The organism is Micromonospora sp. CNZ297 (assembly GCF_007827625.1).
Genome location: NZ_VISU01000001.1, coordinates 433,684 through 451,845, shown reverse-complemented (window position 1 = coordinate 451,845; position 18,162 = coordinate 433,684). Strand labels below are relative to the sequence as shown.

Below are 18,162 nucleotides of genomic sequence, written 5' to 3'. Positions count from 1 at the left end.
AGGGCGATCTGACATCACCATGGAACGACCGGCAAATCCGCGCCTGCTCGGCATCGACTTCGGCGGCACCAAGATGGCGATCGGCGTGGGCGACACCGACGGCCGGCTGCTCGTCTCCGAGCGCCTGCCCACGATCGCCGAGCGGGGCGCGCAGCAGGCCCTCACCCGGGCGCTGGACCGGGCGTGCGAACTCGCCGAGCAGACCGGCGGCACGATCGTCGCGGCCGGCATCGCCTCGCCCGGCGTCGTCCACGACGACGGCATCGAACTGGCGCCGAACGTGCCCGGCTGGGAGCAGTTGCGGCTGGGCGAGGCGGTCCGCGCCCACCTCAACCTGGCGCACGTGCGGGTGACGAACGACCTGAAGGCGGCCGCCTACGCCGAGCTGCGGCTCGGGGCCCTGCGCGACGCCGATCCGGGGCTCGTCGTCGGGCTCGGGACCGGGGTGGCCGCCGCGGTGACGGTCAACGGCGAGGTGCTGCCGGGCCGCCACGGCGCGGCCGGCGAGATCGCCTACGGACTGACCGACCTCAGCTGGCCGCCCCGCCTGGAACCGATGCTGGAGGCGACGTTCTCCGGCCGGGCCCTGGACGAGCTGGCGCAGCGCCTCGGCGTGGACGGCCGGGCCGCCGGCCTGTGCGCGGCGGCGGAGCAGCCCGGCCCGGTACGGGAGCAGCTCCGCCTGCGCGTCGACGAACTGGCCCGCCAGCTGGTCACGTGCTGCCTGCTGCTCGACCCGCAGCGGATCGTGCTGGTCGGCAGCGTCGCCGGCAACGACCTGGTGCGGGAGCTGCTGACCGAGCGGCTCACCCACACGCTGCCGTACCCGCCGGAGATCGTGCTGTCGGACTTCGCGCAGGACGCCGCGCTGCTCGGCGCGCTCGTCATGGCCACCGAGGCACAGCCCGCCGTGGTCTGACCGGAGCGGCGGCGTGATGCCGCCGGGCGGGGCGCACAGCGGCGCCCCGCCCGGTCCCGCGGCGGACGGGTCACCTGCGGAACGCGGCCACCGCCTCCTGGATCGCCGGCCCGGTCGCCGAGGACGCCTGGGCCCACGACTCGAACTCCAGCGCGGCGGCGAAACCGGCCGTCTCCGCGGTGCGCACCGACGTCTTGATGTCCCGGGCCAGCGCCGGGTCCAGCGCCGCCCACCGTTCGGCGCGCTCGTGCGCGGCCGCCAGCGGGTCGTCGGCGAGCGTCGCGGCGAGCCCGACGCGTACCGCCTCGGGGCCGTCCACGCTCCCGCCGTCGAGCAGCAGTTGCAGGGCGCGTTCCGGGCCGAGCGCCCGGGTGAGGAACCAGGTGCAGCCCCCGCCGGGGTGCAGGCCGAGCTTCGTGAACGAGGCGATCAGCTTCGCCTTCGGCCCGACGATCCGGGTGTCGCACGCGAGCGCCAGGTTCAGCCCGGCGCCCACCGCCGGTCCCTGCACCGCGGCGATCGTCGGGATCGGCAGCGCCCGTACCCGCAGGAAGCTGTCGTAGACGCGGTGCAGGTCGGCGCGGATCTCCGCGACGCCGCGGCCTGGTTCGCCGAACATGGCGGGCAGGTCGGCGCCGGCGCAGAACGCCGTGCCCGCGCCGGTGACCACGAGCGTGCGGGCGTGCCGGTCGGCGGCCACCTCGGCGATCGCGTCGCCGAGCGCGTCGCGCATCTCCGCGTCGATGGCGTTGCGCCGGTCCGGGTCGTTCAGCGTGAGCGTCCAGCGCCCGTCCGCGTTGTGCAGTTCCACTTTGCTCATGACTCAGCCTCCTGATCGGTCAGCCAGGACCAGACGCCCGCGCTGCCGCGCGGCACCAGCGCCGCGCCGAGCGTGGCGGCCCAGAACTGCTGGGTGCCGTTCTCGTCCCGCCAGGACCAGAGCCTGCGGGTGGACAGGTGCAGCGGGTGCTCACGGGTGACGCCCATCGCCCCGTGCAGCTGGTGCGCGCCGCGCGCCACGATCGTCGCGGCCCGGCCGGTGAGCACCCGCGCGGCGGCGACCCGCAGCGGGTCCGGCCCGGCCAGCGCGGCGTCGAGCGCGGTGCCGGCGAGCAGCGTGTGCGCGGTCATCCGGGCCAGGGTCTGCCCGACCGCCTGGAACGCCAGCAGCGGCCGGCCGAACTGCTCCCGCGTCGTCACGTGCTGCCGGGTGTGCTCCACAGCCGTCTCCAGCGCGCCGGTGAGCGCGGCGGCGGTCAGCAACGCCGCCTCGGCGCGTACCGCCCCGGCGGGCGCGACGCCGGTGAGCCGCATGTCGCCGGTGACCGGCACGTCGAACACGACGTCGTCGCGCGGCTCGGCGGCCAGGTTGCGGCCGGGCGTGACCCGCACGCCGGGGTGGTCGGCGGGCACCACGAACGCCTCGTCGCCCGCGTACACCAGCAGTGTCCGCGCGGCGGCGGCCCACGGCACGCGGGCAGCCGTGCCGCGCAGCCGCCCGCCGGCCACCGCGAGCCCGTCGCCGGCGACCACGGTGGCGACGCCCTCGGGCAGGCCGCGACCGGCGGCGGCGAGCTGCCGGGCGGCCAGCACGGTCCCGGCCAGCGGCAGGGAGACACCGTGGCGACCCAGCCCGCGCACGAGCGCGGCCAGGTCGGCGAGCGTGCCGCCCGAGCCGCCCGCGTCCTCCGGCACCGACACCCCGGTCCAGCCCAGCCCGTGCACTGTGGACCAGAGCGTGGGCAGGCCGTCCGGGTCGCCGCCGTGACCGCCGAGCACGTCGTCGGTCAGCTCCCGCAGCTCGTCGCCGCCGCGCCGGGGCGCGTGGGCGGCGCCCTTGGCGATGATGGTGCGCAGCACCTCGGTGGTGCCGCCGCGGATCGAGAAACCTGGCGCGGCCAGTAGCCCCTGGGCGAGCAGCCCGGCCGGTCCGTCGCCGTCGGGGTCAGGCTCGACGTCGAGCACGGTACGCGCGATCTCGTTGACGTCGGCCTCGAACTCGGTGCCCAGGTCCTTCAGCACCGCCGCGGCGTGCACCGGGGCCTGCCCGGCGTCCAGCTCACCGGCGATGCGCCAGGCCAGGCCGCGCAGCCCGGCCAGCCGGGCCAGCGCCTCGCCCAGCGCGGCGTCCGCGTCCCGCCGCGCGGCGCACGCGTCGACGGTGGCGGCCAGCAGCGGGTACGTGCTGAGCACCCGCTCCATCCCGCCGCGCTCGAAGGACAACTGCTCGGTGACCTGCGTCCAGCCGTTGCCGGCGGTGCCCAGAACGTGGTCGCCGGACACCCGCACGTCGTCGAAGACGACCTCGTTGAAGTGGTGCTCGCCGCGCAGGTCGACGATCGGCCGGACGGTCACGCCGGGCGCGGACATGTCCACGATCAGCTCGGTCAGGCCCTCGTGCCGGTCGCCGCCGGTGCCGGTGCGGCACAGCACGTACGCGTGCGTGGACCGGTGGGCGTGACTGGTCCAGATCTTGCCGCCGGTGAGCCGCCAGCCGTCGCCGTCCGGGCGGGCGGTGGTGCGCACCGAGGCGAGGTCGCTGCCGGACTCGGTCTCGCTCATGCCGAGGCAGAACGTCACCTCCCCGGCGGCGATCGCCGGCAGGTACCGCTCGCGCAGCGCGGGGGAGCCGTACCGCAGGACGGCCGGGCCGATCTGCCGGTCAGCGATCCAGTGCGCGGCCACCGGCGCCCCGGCGCGCAACAGTTCCTCGGTGACCACCAGCCGGGCCCGGTTCGAGCGGGCCTGCCCGCCGTACTCGCGCGGCCAGGTCAGGCCGATCCAGCCCCGGTCCGCCAGCGCGCGGCTGAACTCCGTGTCGTACGAGCGCAGCCACGCGTCGCACACCGGCCGGAACCGGTCGCCGTCGCGCCACTCACCGACCAGCTTCCGTACCTGCCGGCGCAGCTCATCGAGATCGTCGTCAGTCATCCTCTGTCCGTTCCCTTCGCCACTGAGTAGCCCCGTACGGCGGCCCGCCGCAGCACGCCCACGGCCGCGGCGCGTTCGGCCGTGGTGACCGGCGGCCGGGGCGCCGCGCCGTCGACGGGTACGCCGAGCGCGGTCAGGTGGGCACGCAGCACCTCGCCGTCCGCGGTGACCTCCTCCAGCCGCGGATCCGCGCTGAGCCGCACCACGCCCCACCGGGTGTGCAGCCGCACCAGCGCGTCCGGGGCGGGCGCGGCGGTCACGTGCTCGACCGCGCGCACGATCCGGCGTGGATCCCGTGCGCCGTGCAGCAGCACCAGTTCCCGTGCCGCCGCCGCGATGTCGGCGGCGCCCCCGCCGCCGGGCAGCCGCACCGTGGGCCGCTCCCGGGGGCCCAGGTACGACGAGTTGATCCGGCCGCGCAGGTCGACGTTGCCGGCGTCGAGCACCACCCGGTCGAACCGGTGGCCCATCGCCAGGAGCACGTCGGCGGTGCCGCCCAGCCAGCCGAACCCGCCGGCGTACGCCGGGTAGTCGGTGGTGCTGGTCGGCACGTCGGCGCCGGGCCGGTGCGCGCTGGCGCCGGCCTCGAAGACCTGGCTGAACGGTTCGCCGGGCAGCGCGTACGCGCACTGGCCGGCGAGCACCGGCCAGTGGAAGCCGGTGAACACCCAGCCGCCGCGCCGGAACTCCCGCGCCGCCCGGACCAGGAAGTCCGCTGTGGTCACAGCACCTCCTCGGCCAGCCACCGCCGGAAGCCGTCGGCGGTGGCCGAGCGGCGGGCATACCGCTGGTACGCCTCGACGTCACGCGGGTACCGGCCGACCGCGCCGTCGGGGTGCACCGCGCCGGGGGACTCGACCACCGCGTCGACGAGCAGCCCGGGGATGCTGATCCCGGCGGCGCGTACCGTCTCGGCGTCGGAGACCTGCTCGGCGACGAGCACGGTGCGCCGGGCCGCCTGGGCGGCCACGAGCACCTCACCGAGCGGGCCGCGGATCATCCCGTTGCCGTCGGCGTCGGCCAGGTCCACGTGGACGAACGCCACGTCGGGCCGCTCGGCGCGGACCACCCGGGCCGGCCCGAACGCCGAGTCGACCGAGGACAGCCGCCCCCGGCTCCAGTCCTCGTCCAGGTAGCCGGTGCCGGGCAGGTCCGGCACCGGCATGAACGGCACCCGCCAGGCGCCCGCGGTGAGCGCTGCGGTGAGCAGCCCGAGGCTCAGTTCGTGCAGCGTGACGCGGGTGTCGCCGTCCTGCGCGGCACGCCGGAAGTTCCAGGCGGGCGCCGGGCCGACCGGGCTCCAGCAGTGGCCGTACGTGGCCGACCGCAGCACCCCGGCGCCGAGCAACTGGTCCATCAGCAGCCCGCCGGAGGCGATCACCACGTCCACGTCCCGGATCCGCTGCCGGATCATCTCGTGGCCCACGGCGAACAGTTGCGCGCCGAAGTTGCCCAGGTAGACCCGTCGTCCGGGGCGTACGTGCTCGGCCACGACGTCGGCGAGGGCGCGGCTCACCGGTACGCCTCCGCCAGCATGTGCAGCCCCGGTCCCAGGTGTGCGCCGCCGTCGAGCTGGATGAGCTGGCCGGTCATCATGGCGGCGGCCGGGCCGGCCAGGAACGCCACCAGCTCGGCGACCTCCTCGGCGCGGGTCGGGCGGCGCAGCGGCGTGGCCCGGTCCACCAGGTTGTCCCGCACGTGCCGGTCGGCCTCGGCGTCGAGCGCGGCGGTGAGCACCGTGCCCGGTCCGAGGCAGTTGAGCCGGATACCGTCGGCGGCCCACTCCAGGGCCAGCGTGCGGGTCAGCCCGAGCACGCCGGCGCGGGCCGCGACGGCGTGCGCCATGCCCTGCCCGCCGCGTTCCACCCCTGACAGCGACATGTTCACCACCGCGCCGCGGGTGCGCCGCAGGTACGGGTACGCGGCGGTGGTGAGGTGGAAGACGCTTGTGAGGTTCAGGTCGACGACTGCGGCCCAGCCACCCGCAGAGATCCGCGTGGCCGGGGCGAAGAACTGCCCGCCGGCGTTGTTCACCAGCAGGTCGATGCCGTGCGCCTCGCCTGCCTCGGCGAGGGTGGCGGCGGCGCGGTCGTGGTCGCGGACGTCGCAGACCGCGTACGTGTAGCGGCCGCCCCCGGTGGCCGCCTCGCCGGTGATCGCCTCGCCGGTGGCGGCGAGCGTGTCGGCGTGCCGGCCCAGCCCGGTGACGTGGGCGCCCAGCTCGGCCAGGCGTATCGCGACCGCCCGGCCGATGCCGCTGCCGGCGCCGGTGACCACCGCGTGCCGCCCGGCGAGCACACCCGCGCGCAGCACGGCCACACCGGTGTCGTCCCCCCGCGTCACCGGGCGGCCCTCGCCTCACCGATCGCCTGCCGCCGCAGCAGTTGCGCCGGCCGGTAGCGGGGGTCGCCGAACGCGTCGGCCATCGACCGCAGGGCCTCGTACACGGTCCCCGCCCCGGCGGCCCGCAGCGTCTCGAACGGGCCGCGCGGATGGTTCATCGCCAGGCGCAACGCCACGTCCACGTCGTCGGCGGTGGCGGTGCCCTCCTCGACCACAGTGGCCGCCTCGTTCACCAGGCAGTGGGCGAGCCGGTCGCCGACCAGGCCGGGCAGCGCCGGCACCCGCACCGACGACGCGCCGAGGTGATCCAGCAGCCGGTCGACGAAGCCGGGGACGGCGACGCCCGCGACCGGGTCCTCGACCACCTCGGCGAACACGGCGTCGTCGGCGCGCCGGTGCAGCCGGATCCAGCCGACGTCGGCGGGCAGCACCTCGGCCCAGCCGGCGTCGGAGCTGTCCAGCACCACGTTCTGCCGGGCCGCCAGCCGGGCCAGCTCCGCCACCCGCTGCGGGGTCGGCGCGCCGAGGCTCACCACGCGGGCCGCCGGACCGTTCGGCGCCCCGGGCCGCCGGACCACCCGGGCGTTGGCGTCGCGCGGCGGCTCGGTGGCGTAGTCGTAGAAGCCGCGGCCGGCGGCCTTGCCGGTCAGACCGGCCCGGACCAGGCCACGCACCTGGGGGATGGGCCGGTAGCGGGGGTCGCCGAACTCGCGCAGCGCGGTCTCCGACGAGGCCAGGTGGGTGTGCAGCCCGGTGAAGTCGAGCAGTTGCAGCGGACCCATCGGGTGCCCGAGCGCGCCCCGGGCGACCGCGTCCACCACCGCCGCCTCGACGCCCTGCGCGAGGAGGAGTTGCGCCTCGTAGTACAGCGGCCGGCAGACCCGGTTGACGATGAAGTTCGGCGAGTCCCGGCACACCACAGCGGTCTTGCCGAGCGACTCCACGCGCGCCAGCGCCCGCCGGACCGTCGCCTCGCCGGTGGCCGCGCCGACGATCACCTCCACCAGGCGCATCCGGGTGGGCGGGTTGAAGAAGTGCAGCCCGAGCAGGCGTTCCGGGGCGCCGAACGCGCGGCCCATCTCGTTGACGCTCAGCGACGAGGTGTTGGAGGCGACGAGCAGGTCCGGCCCGCCCGCGGCGGCGACCCGGGCGAGCAGGTCGCGCTTGGCGGCCATGTCCTCCACGATCGCCTCGATCAGCACGTCCGCGCCGGCGAGCGCGGTCTCGACGTCGGCGGCGGCGCCGAGGTCGCCGGTGGCACCGTCGGCGCGGATCCGCTCCAGGCCGGCACGGCCCAGCTCGGCGGTGGCGTCGACGACCCGTACGGTGTGCCCCGCCCCGGCGAGGACCTGCGCGATGCCCCGGCCCATCGGCCCGAGGCCGACCACGACGGCGATCATCGGGTCACCCGCTCGATCACGGCGGCGATGCCCTGTCCGCCGCCGACGCAGAGGCTCGCCACGCCGTACCGGCCGTCGCGGCGGGCCAGCTCGTGCAGCAGCGAGACGATCAGCCGGGCGCCGCTCTGTCCGGTCGGGTGGCCGAGGGCGATCCCGCCGCCGTTGACGTTCACCCGCTCCTCGTCCAGGCCCAGCGCGCGCACGTTCTGCACGATCTGCGCGCCGAACGCCTCGTTGATCTCGAACAGGTCCACGTCGGCGACGGTCAGCCCGGCCCGGTGCAGGGCCAGCGGAATGGCCTCGGCCGGTCCGACGCCCATCATCGTCGGGTCCACGCCGACGGCCGCGAACCCGACGATCCGGCCCAGCGGGGTCAGCCCGTACCGCCGTACCGCCTCGCCGCCGGCCACCACGACAGCGGCGGCGCCGTCGGCCATCTGGCTGGCGTTGCCCGCGGTGACCGTGCCGCCGTCGGTGAACGACGGGCGCAGCCGGGCGAGCCGTTCCGGTGTGGTGTCGGGGCGTACCGTCTCGTCGCGGTCCAGCTCGTCCAGCGGCAGGACCTCCTGCGCCATCGCGCCGGACTCCCAGGCCCGGGCCAGCCGCTGGTGGCTGCGCGCCGACCAGGCGTCCTGGTCGGCGCGGGACACGCCGAACTCGCGGGCCACCTTCTCCGCGGTCTCGCCCATGCTCATGCCGCAGATCGGGTCGGTGCCGCCGTCACGCCAGCCGTCCTGGAGCAGGACGTCGCCGCGGCGCACCCCGTCCCAGCGCAGCGTGTACGGCGCCAGGTACGGCATCGTGCTCATGCTCTCCGCGGCCACCGCCAGTGCCACGTCGGCCTCGCCGGACCGCACCGACCGGTGCGCGAGCTGCACCGCCTTGAGGCCGGAGGCGCAGGCCATGTTGATGGTCTGCGCGGGCGTCGGCACCGGCACGCCCGCCGCCAGCGAGATCTGCCGTCCCGGGTTCGGGCCGTTGCCCGCCTGGCGGCAGTTGGCGACCACCGTCTCGTCCACCGCCTCGGCGGGCACCCCGGCCCGCTCCAGCGCCTCGGCACCGGCGAGCCCGCCCAGACGCACCACCCGCACGTCGCGCAGCGCGCCGCCGTACCGGCCGTGCGGGGTACGCACGGCGCCGACCAGGAACGCTTGCCTGTCCATCACGGAACCTTCCGGTCGGCGCGTACGACGCGCTTGCTCTTGTGGGTGCTGCGCGGCAGCGTGCCCTCGGGGACGGTCTCCACCACCGCGCGCACCGTCAGCTCGGCGCGCACGGCGTGCGCCAGCTCGCGGGCCACCCGCTGGCCGTCGCCGGTCGCCTCGACGCGCAGCTTGATGCCGGTGAGGTAGCCGGTCGCCGGGTCGGTGACGTCCTCGTCGAGGACGATGAGGTATTCGCCGCAGGCGCCGGGCGTGGCCCGGACGACCTGCTCGACGGCGGACGGGAACAGGTTCACCCCGCGTACCACGAGCATGTCGTCGGCCCGGCCGACGACGCCGCCCGGCAGCCGGGCGAGCGTGCGCCCGCACGGGCAGGCGGTGCTGTCGCGGACCACCACGTCGCCGGTGGCCCACCGCACCAGCGGGCTCGCCCGCTTGTCCAGGTGGGTGAGCACCAGCAGGCCGGGTGCGCCGTCGGGCACCGGCTCGTGGGTGTACGGGTCGAGCACCTCGGCGTACGCGAAGTCCTCGGCCAGGTGGCCGCCGGCCTGTTCCTCGCACTCCCAGGCGATCGGCTGGAACTCCAGGCTGCCGTACCCGTCGAAGCACTTGGCGCCCCAGCGCTGCTCGATGTGCGCGCGGGTGGCCGGCACCCCGGCGCCGGGTTCGCCGCCGACCTGGATCCGCCGCACCGGTGAGTCGCGCAGCGGTGTGCCGGCGCGTTCCGCGGTCTCGGCCAGGTGCAGCATGAACGACGGCGTGCCGCCGACGGCTGTGGTGCCGTACCGGAAGATCGTGTCGATCTGTCGCTGGGTGTCGCCGGACCCGGCGGGCAGCAGCGTCACGCCGATGCGCTGGTAGCCGGCTGTCGCGCCGAGCCCGCCGACGAACCAGGCGTAGCTGAACAGGCACTGGTACACGTCGGTGTCCCGGACGCCCTGGCTGTACGCGGCCCGCGCGTACAGGTCGGCCCAGCGGTCCAGGTCGTGCGCGGTCCACAGCACCGGGGTCGGGTTCGAGGTGGTGCCGGAGGAGAAGTGCACGCGGCGGCGGTCCGCGACCGGCGCGGCGACGGCGCTGCCCCACGGCGGGTGGGCGGCCAGGTCGGCCACGTAGTCGGCCTTGCCGACCAGCGGCAGGCGGCGCAGGTCGGCCAGTTCCCGGACGTCGCCCGGGTGGAAGCCGAGCGCGTCCCACCGGGTGCGGTAGAAGTCGCTGGCGGCGTACACGTAGGACAGTTGCGCCTTCAGGCGGGTGAGCTGGTACGCGGCCAGCCGCTCGCGCGGCCACGTCTCGGCCTCGTGCCAGTGGCGCTCGGAGAACGGCCCGGTCATCGCGGGCTCCGGCGCAGCCCGCCGACGATGAAGTCGGCGTACTCGTCGGCGAGCCGCTGGCGGGTGTTGTAGTCGCCGCGCTGCGGGTCGTACCAGAGGCTGATCCAGTTCAGCGCGCCGAGCAGCGGCTTGGTGGCCAGCCGGCTGTCCACCTCGCGGAACACCCCGGCCTTCCGGCCCTCGTCGATGACGTCGGCGAAGATCTGCTCGTACCGGTCGCGCATGGCGATCACGGTCTCCAGGGCCTGCTGCTGCGCCGGGGCCTCGCCGAGGCGGCGCATCTCGACCGCGCGCATCGCCACCCGCTGGAACGAGTTGCGGGTCATCATCAGCCCGGCGTGGTGGTGCGCCATCCGCCAGAGCCGGGTGGCCGGGTCGAGGCCGCCGTTGCCGGCGATCGGCTCGATCCCGTCGATCAGCTCCTGCATGCCGGTGGTGACGATGTCCAGGAAGACGTCCGCCTTGGCCCGGTAGTAGTGGTAGACCCGGCCCTTCGTGGCGCCCATCTCGCGGGCGATGTCGTCGATGGTGGTGGCCGCGTACCCGTTGCGGGTGAACGCGGTGGCGGCGGCCTCCAGGATGTCCCGCCGGCCGGGGGCGGCCGGGCGCGCGGCGGTCTCGTCGTCGGCGGTCATGCGGTGGTCTCCGGTGCGGTGGTGTCGGGTACGACGGCGAGCGGCCGGATCGGTGACCCGGTGCCGCCGCGGATGGACAGCGGGGCGGCGATGAAGAAGAAGTCCCAGACCTCCTCGGCGGCCAGCGGCGCGAGGTTCATCGCCTCCATGATCGGTACGCCGTGGTCGACGAGCAGGTGGCAGTGCACCGCCAGCGCGGGGCTGGGCATGTGCTCGAACGCGATGGTGTCCGCGCCGGCAGCCACCACGCCGTGGTCGGTGAGCCAGCGCGCGCCGCTGACGTCCACGCCGGGTGCGCCGGTGGCGACACCGAGGTACGCGGCGTTGTCCGTCCACTTCTCGTCCCAGCCGGTACGCACCAGCACCACGGCGCCGGGGCGGGGGCGGGGGCGGTCGGCGAACCAGCGCTCGAACAGCTCCGCGCCGACGCCGTCGGCGGGTGTCAGCGGCCGGCCGAGCGCGACTGTCGCGTCCACCAGATGACCGGGCGCCAGCATCGGCGGCAGCTCGTGCACCGACACGTCCGGCACCCCGCCGGCGTACGACTGGCTCGCGGTGACGTCCACCCCGCCGTACACCTTGCCGAGCCGGGAGACGTGGGCGAGCCCGTCGACGTGGGTGCCCACGTGCCCGCCCGTGGTGATCATCTCGGCGGCGGCGGAGACGCCGTCCGGGTACATGATCTCGCCGTGCCGCTTGGTCAGCGTGAAGCTGTACGGCGGGTGGTTCGGGTGGTGCGGGATGCCGGTGTACATCTGCTGCGCCAGGTCGAACACCCGGGTCGGGCCGGACGCGGGCCAGTCGACGTTCAGCCGCCAGGACGCGCTCATGCCGCCACCGACGCCTTGATCGCCCGGCCCAGCACCAGCCGCTGGATCTCCGAGGTGCCCTCGTAGATCTCCAGGATCCGCTGGTCCCGGTAGAGCCGCTCGGCGGGGCAGGGCTTGCAGAAGCCGTCGCCGCCGAACACCTGCACGGCCGTGTCGACCGCCCGGTGCGCGACCTCGCTGGCGTACAGCTTGGCCATCGCGCCGAGGATGCCGACGTCGCCGCCCTCCTGATGGGTGCGGGCGGCCTCGAAGGTGATCATCCGGGCGGCGGTGATGCCGGTGGCGACGTCCGCCAGCGGGAACGAGATGCCCTGGTTGTCGATGATCGGCCGGCCGAACGTCTCCCGCCGGGCCGCCTCCCGCGACGCGACGTCGAAGCCGGCCAGGGCGACGCCGAGCGACTGGGCGGCGACGCTGATCCGCCCGGCGGACAGCGTCTGCATGGCCAGCCGCATGCCCCGGTTGAGGTCGCCGAGCACGTCGCCGTCGGGCACCCAGGTGTCCAGCTTGAGGTTGCTGGTGAGCGTCCCGCGGATGCCCATCTTGTCCTCGTACCGGTCGATGACCACGCCGTCGGCGTCCTTGTCCACCAGGAACGCGGTGATGCCGCGGGTGCCGGCCTGCGGGTCGGTGAGCGCGAAGACCACGTAGTAGCGCGACGCGCCGCCGTTTCCGATGTAGATCTTCTCGCCGCGCAGCCGCCAGCCCGCGCCCTCGCGCTCGGCTGTGGTGCGGATCCGGGCGGCGTCGCTGCCGGCGCCCTCCTCGGTCAGCGCGAAGCTGATCGCCTCGCCCCGGGCCAGGCCACCCAGGTAGCGCTCGCGCTGCTCGGGGGTGCCGGCCAGCACCAGCGGGGTGGCGCCGAGCGCGTACGCGGTGAGGATCGCGCCGGTCGACGGGCAGGCGCGGGAGACCTCCTCGATGACCGCGCAGGCGGTCACGAACGACGCGCCCCGCCCGCCGTGCTCGCGTTCCACGAGCAGCCCGGCCAGCCCTTCCTCGACGAGCACCCGCACGCTCTCCCACGGGTAGCGCTGCTCCCTGTCGAGTTCCTCGGCCAGCGGCGCGAAGTGGCGCGCCGCCACGTCCCGGGCGAGGTCGCGCCAGTGGCGGCCCTCGTCGTCCAGGCGTGGCTCCCAGATCACGGACACGTGGTGCCTCCCGGTTCTCCGGCGCGGGCCGGTCGTTGCGCCGCACGCCATACCGTTGCGTATGTCGAGATGTCTAGGCGGTGCGCTGGAAGTGTGTCAAGCGCTTCCCGGATGCTGTTTTCCCTTGTGTCGTACGCTTGCCAAGCCGTCCGCGAAGATCTTGACGACATACCGAAGAGTATGTTCGCCTGGTGCGGACGACAGGGAGGTGATCCGTGGAACCCGTCGGTTACGCGGTACACGACGCGGTGGCGGTCGCCACCATCGACCGGCCGCAGACACGCAACGCGCTCAGCGCCGACGTCCTGCGCGCGCTCGCCGCGGCGATGGACCGGGCCGAGGCCGACCCGGCGGTACGGGTGCTGGTGCTGACCGGCGGCCCGCGGCTGTTCGCCTCCGGCGCGGACATCCGCGAACTGCGCCGCACGTCGCCCGCCGACTACCTGCTCTCCGAGCGGCTGGAGTGCTGGAACCGGTTCGCCCGCTTCGGCAAGCCGGCCGTCGCAGCCGTCGCCGGATACGTCCTGGGCGGCGGGTGCGAACTGGCCATGACGTGCGACGCGGTGGTCGCGGCCGACTCCGCCGTGTTCGGCCAGCCGGAGATCAACCTCGGCATCATCCCCGGCGCCGGCGGCACCCAGCGCTGGGCCCGCGTCGCCGGCCGGTTCCGGGCCGCCGAGCTGGTGCTGGGCGGCCGGCTGGTGGACGCCTGGACCGCGCAGCGGATGGGCCTGGTCAGCCAGGTGGTGCCCGCCGAACGGGTGGTCGAGGCCGGGATCGCGCTGGCCGCCTCGATCGCCGCCCGCAGCCCGGTCGCGGTCCGCCTCGGCAAGCAGGCGCTGCTTACCGCCGAGGAGGTCGGCCTGACCGCCGGCCTCGCCCACGAGCGTTCGCTGCTGCTGACGCTGCTGTCCACCGACGACCACATCGAGGGCATCGACGCGTTCCTGGAGAAGCGTCCGGCCCGCTTCACCGGCCGATAGGAGAGACACGTGACGCAGGTACACGAGGCCGCCGACCCGGGCGCGGGCGAACGGCTCGGCCCGGCCGCCCGGGCCGCCCTGCTCGACGCGCTCAAGCGCCACGCCCGTACGCCGGGGGAGCCGCTGCTGATCCGCGTCGAGGGCGACGCCTGGCGGCACGAGCCCGACGACCTCACCCAGCCGGTGGTCAGCGGGCAGTTGCACGAACTCGTGCTGCGGGTGCACGCCGCACCCGGCCCGGTGATCGTCCACGTTGACGGCGCGGTACGCGGCCTCGGGCTCGGCTTGGCCCTCGCCGCGGACCTGCGCGTCGCCGCGCCCACCGCGACGTTCGGCACCGGCTCGCCGGCGGCGTTCCTGGCCGGCGGCGCCGGACGGCTGCTCGCCGGTGTCGCCGGCACCGGCGTGCTGGCACACCTGGCCTGGACCGGCGCCACGCTCGACGCCGACGAGGCGTTGCGGCACGGCCTGATCGGGTCGGTGTCGGCCGACCCGGACGCCGGGGCCGCGCTCGCCGCACGGGTCGCCACGATCGGCGCGGGCCCGGCGTCGGCGCTGGCACGCGCGCTGCGCGGCCGGGACCGGCCGGAGCTGACCGCCGCGCTCGACTACGAGTCCTGGCTGGCCGGCGTCGCGTGAGCCGGTCGCGCCGGCGCGCCCCGGCCGTTCCGCCCCGGCGGGACCAGCCGGGGCGGGCCGGGCGGGCGCCGGCACGGGACCGATGGCCGGGGAGCCCGGGCCCCGTGCCGGCGGCCGGGTCACGCGACGGCGTCCAGCCCGGCGCGCGCGACCTCCATGTCCTGCGTGTAGTGCCCGCCGCTGACCCCGATGCCGCCGATCACCGCGCCGTCGGCGGTGATCGGGTAGCCGCCGCCGAACACCACCAGCCGGTCGATGCCCGTGGTCGCGCCGGTGGCCAGCGGCGCGTCGTCCTTGATGAAGTCGTACCAGCCGTCGGTGGGCATGCCGAAGCCCGCCGCCGTGTACGCCTTGTCCTGCGCGACCTGCACCGACAGCAGCGCCGCGCCGTCCATCCGGGCGAACGCCTTCAACACGCCGCTCTCGTCGACGACGGCGATGACGCACGGCAGCGCGATCTGCTCGGCCTTGGCGATCGCGGCGGCGAGGATCCGCTGCGCGGCGCCGATCGTGACCGACGTCTTGGTGAAGTTGTCCATGAGGGGTTCCTTCCGTGGTGGTGGGTGGGGTGGGCTCAGACGACGCCCGCGGCGCGCAGGCGGGAGATCTCGTCGCCGTCGAGTCCGGCGACGTCGCGGAGCACCTCGTCGGTGTGCTCGCCCAGCTCGGGCCCGACGCGGCGGATGCCGCCGGGCGTCGCGGTCAGCTTCGGCACGACGTTCTGCATCGGGAACTCGCCGAGGTCCGGATGCTCCAGCCGGACGATCGCCTCCCGGGCGGCGAAGTGCGGGTCGGTGAGCATCTCCTTGGCGGTGTAGATCCGCCCGGCCGGCACACCGTGGCGGTGCAGCAGCTCCAGCAGCTCGTCCCCGGCGTACCCGGCGCACCACTTGGCGATCAGCTCGTCCAGCTCGTGCTGGTGCCGGCCGCGGTCGGTGTGCCCGGCGAACCGCGGGTCGGCGGCCAGTTCCGGCTGCGCCATCGCCTCGGCCAGCCGGCGGAACACGGTGTCCTGGTTCGCCGCGATAACCACCATGCCGCCGTCGGAGGCGACGTAGACGTTGCTCGGCGCGATGTTCGGCAGGATCGAGCCGGTGCGTTCCCTGATGTAGCCGCCGATCGCATACTCCGGCACCAGCGACTCCATCAGCGCGAGCACCGACTCGTAGATGGCGCTGTCGACGATCTGGCCCCGGCCGGTCGCCTCGGCCACCCGCAGCGCGCCCATCGCGCCCACAGCGGCGAACGTGCCGGCCAGCGAGTCGCCGATGCTGATGCCGACCCGGCTGGGCAGCGAATCGGGATCGCCTGTGGTGTAGCGGATGCCGCCCATCGCCTCGCCGATCGAGCCGTACCCGGCGCGTTCGGCGTACGGCCCGGACTGCCCGTACGCGGACACCCGCACGATCACCAGCCGCGGGTTGATGTCCCACAGCACGTCCGGGCCGACGCCCCAGCGCTCCAGCGTGCCGGGCCGGAAGTTCTCCACCAGGACGTCGGCCTCGGCGGCGAGCCGGCGCAGCACCTCCTGCCCCTCCGGAACGCGCAGGTTGAGGGTGACCGAGCGCTTGTTGCGGCCGAGCACCGGGAACCACAGCGACTTGCCGTACGGCCGCTCGCGTCCCCATTCGCGCATCGGGTCGCCCCGCCCCGGCTCCTCCACTTTGATCACGTCGGCGCCCAGGTCGCCGAGGATCTGGCCGCAGAACGGCCCGGCCAGCAGGACCCCGGCTTCGATCACGCGCAAGCCGGACAACGGGCCGCGGGCATAGTCGTTCATGTCGTCCCTGTTCTCTCGTCGGTCGTCTCGTTGGTGCGGGCGGAGGTCAGGCCGGCACGGCGTGCGGGCGGGCCTCCGGTTCGGGTTCCGGCTCGGGGGAGTGCCGCTGGGTGCGCTGGCGGATCCAGCCGAGCGACACCGCGCCGAGCAGCGTGACGCCGAGCAGGATGTCGCCCAGCGGCAGCGGCATGCCGCGCAGCCGGAAGATGTTCAGCACGATGCTCAGCGAGAGCAGGCTGAGGAACGCGGTCATCGGGCTCCCGTGCCCGCCGCCGGCGAGCCGGAACCCGGCGATCAGCAGCGCGCCGTAGACGTACAGTTCGGTGCCCTCGCCGAGGGTGACGGCCGAGGCGCCGGTGCGCATCACCTGGACGCACCCGGCGACCGCCGCGGCGGTGCTGGTCAGCACGAACAGCGCCACTGCCCCGGCGGCCGGTGAGCGCCATCCCGCCGAGCAGCAGGATCGAGATCACCCGGAACTCGGTACCCGGGGTCAGCGTGGACCGGACGATGTCGCCCTGGGACGCGAGGACCAGCCCGGCGAGGCCGGCGACCAGCCCGCAGGACACCAGCGCGCCGGCCTGGATCCGGTCCGGCCGCAGGCCGCGCACGATCAGCGCCGCGTTCACGATGCCGATGAGCGTGCCGAACACCAGCACCGCCACCAGCACCACGGCGAACGGCGCGCCGTCGGTCAGCAGCTGGGCGGCGATCAGCGCGGCGGCCACAGCGGTCACGCCGACGGACAGGTCGAACTCGGCACCGCTGAGCATCACCAGGCTGACGCCGACGACCAGGACGCCGATGAACGCCATGTTGAAGGCCACCGCGATGACGGTCTGGTGGGACAGGAAGGCCGGCGACTTCACGGCGTGGCCAGCACCAGCGCGACCCAGAGCGCGGCCAGGGCGAGGGTGGCGCCGTGGCCGCGGAGCACGGGGAGAACCGTGCTCCGCCGGACGGCCGCCTGCGGGGCAGACACGGACATGGTCAGGTGTAGCCCTCGTACCAGAACGGGGTCGAGCCGCCGAGGCCGGCGGCGCTCGACGTCCCCCGGACGAGGGACTGTCACTGCCTGCTCTGTCATGGCGAGAGAGTCAAGCAATGTATGCAATCACTGTCAAGGATTCTCCGCGAGGCGGTGGCTACGGTGCTCGCCGCCGGGTCTCATTCGACCCGGCGTGTCGAGAAAATCGGGAAAACAACCAGGTGAAGACGCTGCTGGCGGCATGCGCCGGCCGATCTCACTGACCACGAGACAGTCTTGACCGCTCCGGGCTGCGCACCTATGTTGTGTACATTCTCGGGCTGCTGGTGGCCGCGATCACATACCGCGCAACGCCCCGACGAGCGGCCGCGCCCGTCCACCACCTCGTCGCGCTCCCGTCGGCAGGAGAACGGAGTTGACATGATCAATGGGATGGTCGTGGTGGACGGTGTCGTCCACGGGTACGACTTCCGGCCCGGGAACCGGGCGCCGCACTGCTCCCAGGCCGCGTACGACGGCATGGTGAACGCGCTGTACCGCATCGGCCACACCCCACCCGAACATCTGGGCGACGATCGAGTCGGTGTCGAACATGATCGTGCGCAAGCCGCGCCGGTTCGCCGAGATCGTCGGCATGCTCATGATGCACGGCGGCACGGATCGCATCATGTTCGCCACCGGCGTGCCGTCCGCGCACCCGCAGCCGATCATCGACGCCTTGACGGATTTCGAGATGCCCCGGGATCTGGTGGACGGGTGGGGCTTCCCGGAGTTCACCCCGGACGTGTTCGCCAAGCTGATGGGCGGCAACGCGTTGCGCCTGCACGGCCTGGGCGGGGAGAAGGTGCGCGCGGATGCTGACCGAGCACGGCCGGGCGGTCCTGCGCATCGGGCGTTCCGCGGCGTCCGTCCGCTGACGCGTACCCCGCGAGCCTCACGTCGGAAAAATACAATTTCTCCGCCCGGTCGGGGCGAACGCGCCTCCCTCGCGGGCTGGAGAAACGCTCTCTAGCAGGGCTTATGTTTCGGCATTGCGAACTATTGACTGTCGATGTTGATCGTGTTG

General features: G+C 74.5%; 19 protein-coding genes. 4 read left to right on the top strand and 15 right to left on the bottom strand.

All coding sequences use genetic code 11. The annotated features are described in order from the left end of the window. The first annotated feature begins 19 nt into the window (after positions 1–19). On the top strand, positions 20–919 hold the full coding sequence (locus FB454_RS02050) for an ROK family protein (protein ID WP_013286931.1): 900 nt from the start codon (positions 20–22) through the stop codon (positions 917–919). Between the two features lie 70 nt (positions 920–989). Here the strand turns inward: FB454_RS02050 and FB454_RS02045 are convergent, their stop codons facing one another. Genes FB454_RS02045 through FB454_RS01995 form a run of 11 tightly spaced genes read right to left on the bottom strand, consistent with a single transcriptional unit; the run spans position 990 to position 12,706 of the window. Further along, complete coding sequence (locus tag FB454_RS02045) at positions 990–1,739, bottom strand: enoyl-CoA hydratase (protein WP_013286930.1); 750 nt, start codon at positions 1,737–1,739, stop codon at positions 990–992. Continuing rightward, complete coding sequence (locus tag FB454_RS02040; protein WP_013286929.1) at positions 1,736–3,850, bottom strand: acyl-CoA dehydrogenase family protein; 2,115 nt, start codon at positions 3,848–3,850, stop codon at positions 1,736–1,738. The genes FB454_RS02045 and FB454_RS02040 overlap by 4 nt, the downstream gene beginning before the upstream one ends. Continuing rightward, positions 3,847–4,575, bottom strand: a complete 729-nt coding sequence (locus FB454_RS02035) for a co-chaperone HscB (RefSeq protein ID WP_013286928.1) — start codon at positions 4,573–4,575, stop codon at positions 3,847–3,849. The genes FB454_RS02040 and FB454_RS02035 overlap by 4 nt, the downstream gene beginning before the upstream one ends. Continuing rightward, on the bottom strand, positions 4,572–5,366 hold the full coding sequence (locus tag FB454_RS02030) for a CoA-transferase (RefSeq protein WP_145822351.1): 795 nt from the start codon (positions 5,364–5,366) through the stop codon (positions 4,572–4,574). The genes FB454_RS02035 and FB454_RS02030 overlap by 4 nt, the downstream gene beginning before the upstream one ends. Next, a complete protein-coding gene (locus FB454_RS02025) occupies positions 5,363–6,193 on the bottom strand; it encodes an SDR family oxidoreductase (protein ID WP_145822350.1) in 831 nt (276 codons plus the stop codon). The genes FB454_RS02030 and FB454_RS02025 overlap by 4 nt, the downstream gene beginning before the upstream one ends. After that, a complete protein-coding gene (locus FB454_RS02020; protein WP_145822349.1) occupies positions 6,190–7,593 on the bottom strand; it encodes a 3-hydroxyacyl-CoA dehydrogenase NAD-binding domain-containing protein in 1,404 nt (467 codons plus the stop codon). Before FB454_RS02020 ends, FB454_RS02025 begins: the two co-directional genes overlap by 4 nt. Next, positions 7,590–8,756 (bottom strand): thiolase family protein, encoded by a 1,167-nt coding sequence (locus FB454_RS02015; RefSeq protein WP_145822348.1) that lies wholly within the window; start codon positions 8,754–8,756, stop codon positions 7,590–7,592. The genes FB454_RS02020 and FB454_RS02015 overlap by 4 nt, the downstream gene beginning before the upstream one ends. Then, on the bottom strand, positions 8,756–10,090 hold the full coding sequence (locus FB454_RS02010; RefSeq protein ID WP_145822347.1) for a phenylacetate--CoA ligase family protein: 1,335 nt from the start codon (positions 10,088–10,090) through the stop codon (positions 8,756–8,758). Before FB454_RS02010 ends, FB454_RS02015 begins: the two co-directional genes overlap by 1 nt. Then, positions 10,087–10,725 (bottom strand): TetR/AcrR family transcriptional regulator, encoded by a 639-nt coding sequence (locus tag FB454_RS02005; RefSeq protein WP_013286922.1) that lies wholly within the window; start codon positions 10,723–10,725, stop codon positions 10,087–10,089. Before FB454_RS02005 ends, FB454_RS02010 begins: the two co-directional genes overlap by 4 nt. Continuing rightward, positions 10,722–11,555: a cyclase family protein gene (locus tag FB454_RS02000; protein ID WP_013286921.1), complete on the bottom strand. Its 834-nt coding sequence runs from the start codon at positions 11,553–11,555 to the stop codon at positions 10,722–10,724. Before FB454_RS02000 ends, FB454_RS02005 begins: the two co-directional genes overlap by 4 nt. Then, entirely contained in the window at positions 11,552–12,706 is a 1,155-nt protein-coding gene (locus FB454_RS01995; RefSeq protein ID WP_013286920.1) for an acyl-CoA dehydrogenase family protein, read from the bottom strand. The genes FB454_RS02000 and FB454_RS01995 overlap by 4 nt, the downstream gene beginning before the upstream one ends. Positions 12,707–12,921: 215 nt before the next feature. Between FB454_RS01995 and FB454_RS01990 the strand changes: the two genes are divergently transcribed. Both FB454_RS01990 and FB454_RS01985 read left to right on the top strand, forming a co-directional pair. After that, entirely contained in the window at positions 12,922–13,689 is a 768-nt protein-coding gene (locus tag FB454_RS01990; protein WP_145822346.1) for an enoyl-CoA hydratase-related protein, read from the top strand. A gap of 9 nt (positions 13,690–13,698) precedes the next feature. Further along, on the top strand, positions 13,699–14,328 hold the full coding sequence (locus tag FB454_RS01985) for an enoyl-CoA hydratase-related protein (RefSeq protein ID WP_013286918.1): 630 nt from the start codon (positions 13,699–13,701) through the stop codon (positions 14,326–14,328). Between the two features lie 119 nt (positions 14,329–14,447). On the opposite strand, the gene FB454_RS01980 is transcribed toward FB454_RS01985, so the two are convergent. The 4 genes from FB454_RS01980 to FB454_RS35240 all read right to left on the bottom strand — a co-directional run bounded on the left by FB454_RS01980 (position 14,448) and on the right by FB454_RS35240 (position 17,096). Continuing rightward, positions 14,448–14,867, bottom strand: a complete 420-nt coding sequence (locus FB454_RS01980) for a GlcG/HbpS family heme-binding protein (protein WP_013286917.1) — start codon at positions 14,865–14,867, stop codon at positions 14,448–14,450. A gap of 35 nt (positions 14,868–14,902) precedes the next feature. Continuing rightward, positions 14,903–16,108, bottom strand: coding sequence for a CaiB/BaiF CoA transferase family protein (locus FB454_RS01975; RefSeq protein WP_013286916.1), 1,206 nt, complete (start codon positions 16,106–16,108; stop codon positions 14,903–14,905). A 46-nt stretch (positions 16,109–16,154) separates the two neighbouring features. Then, positions 16,155–16,517, bottom strand: a complete 363-nt coding sequence (locus FB454_RS01970) for a hypothetical protein (RefSeq protein ID WP_143025307.1) — start codon at positions 16,515–16,517, stop codon at positions 16,155–16,157. A 456-nt stretch (positions 16,518–16,973) separates the two neighbouring features. Continuing rightward, on the bottom strand, positions 16,974–17,096 hold the full coding sequence (locus FB454_RS35240; RefSeq protein ID WP_013286915.1) for a hypothetical protein: 123 nt from the start codon (positions 17,094–17,096) through the stop codon (positions 16,974–16,976). A 583-nt stretch (positions 17,097–17,679) separates the two neighbouring features. Here FB454_RS35240 and FB454_RS01965 point away from each other — a divergent pair. Continuing rightward, positions 17,680–18,108: an amidohydrolase family protein gene (locus tag FB454_RS01965; RefSeq protein ID WP_041799045.1), complete on the top strand. Its 429-nt coding sequence runs from the start codon at positions 17,680–17,682 to the stop codon at positions 18,106–18,108. Positions 18,109–18,162 lie beyond the last annotated feature (54 nt).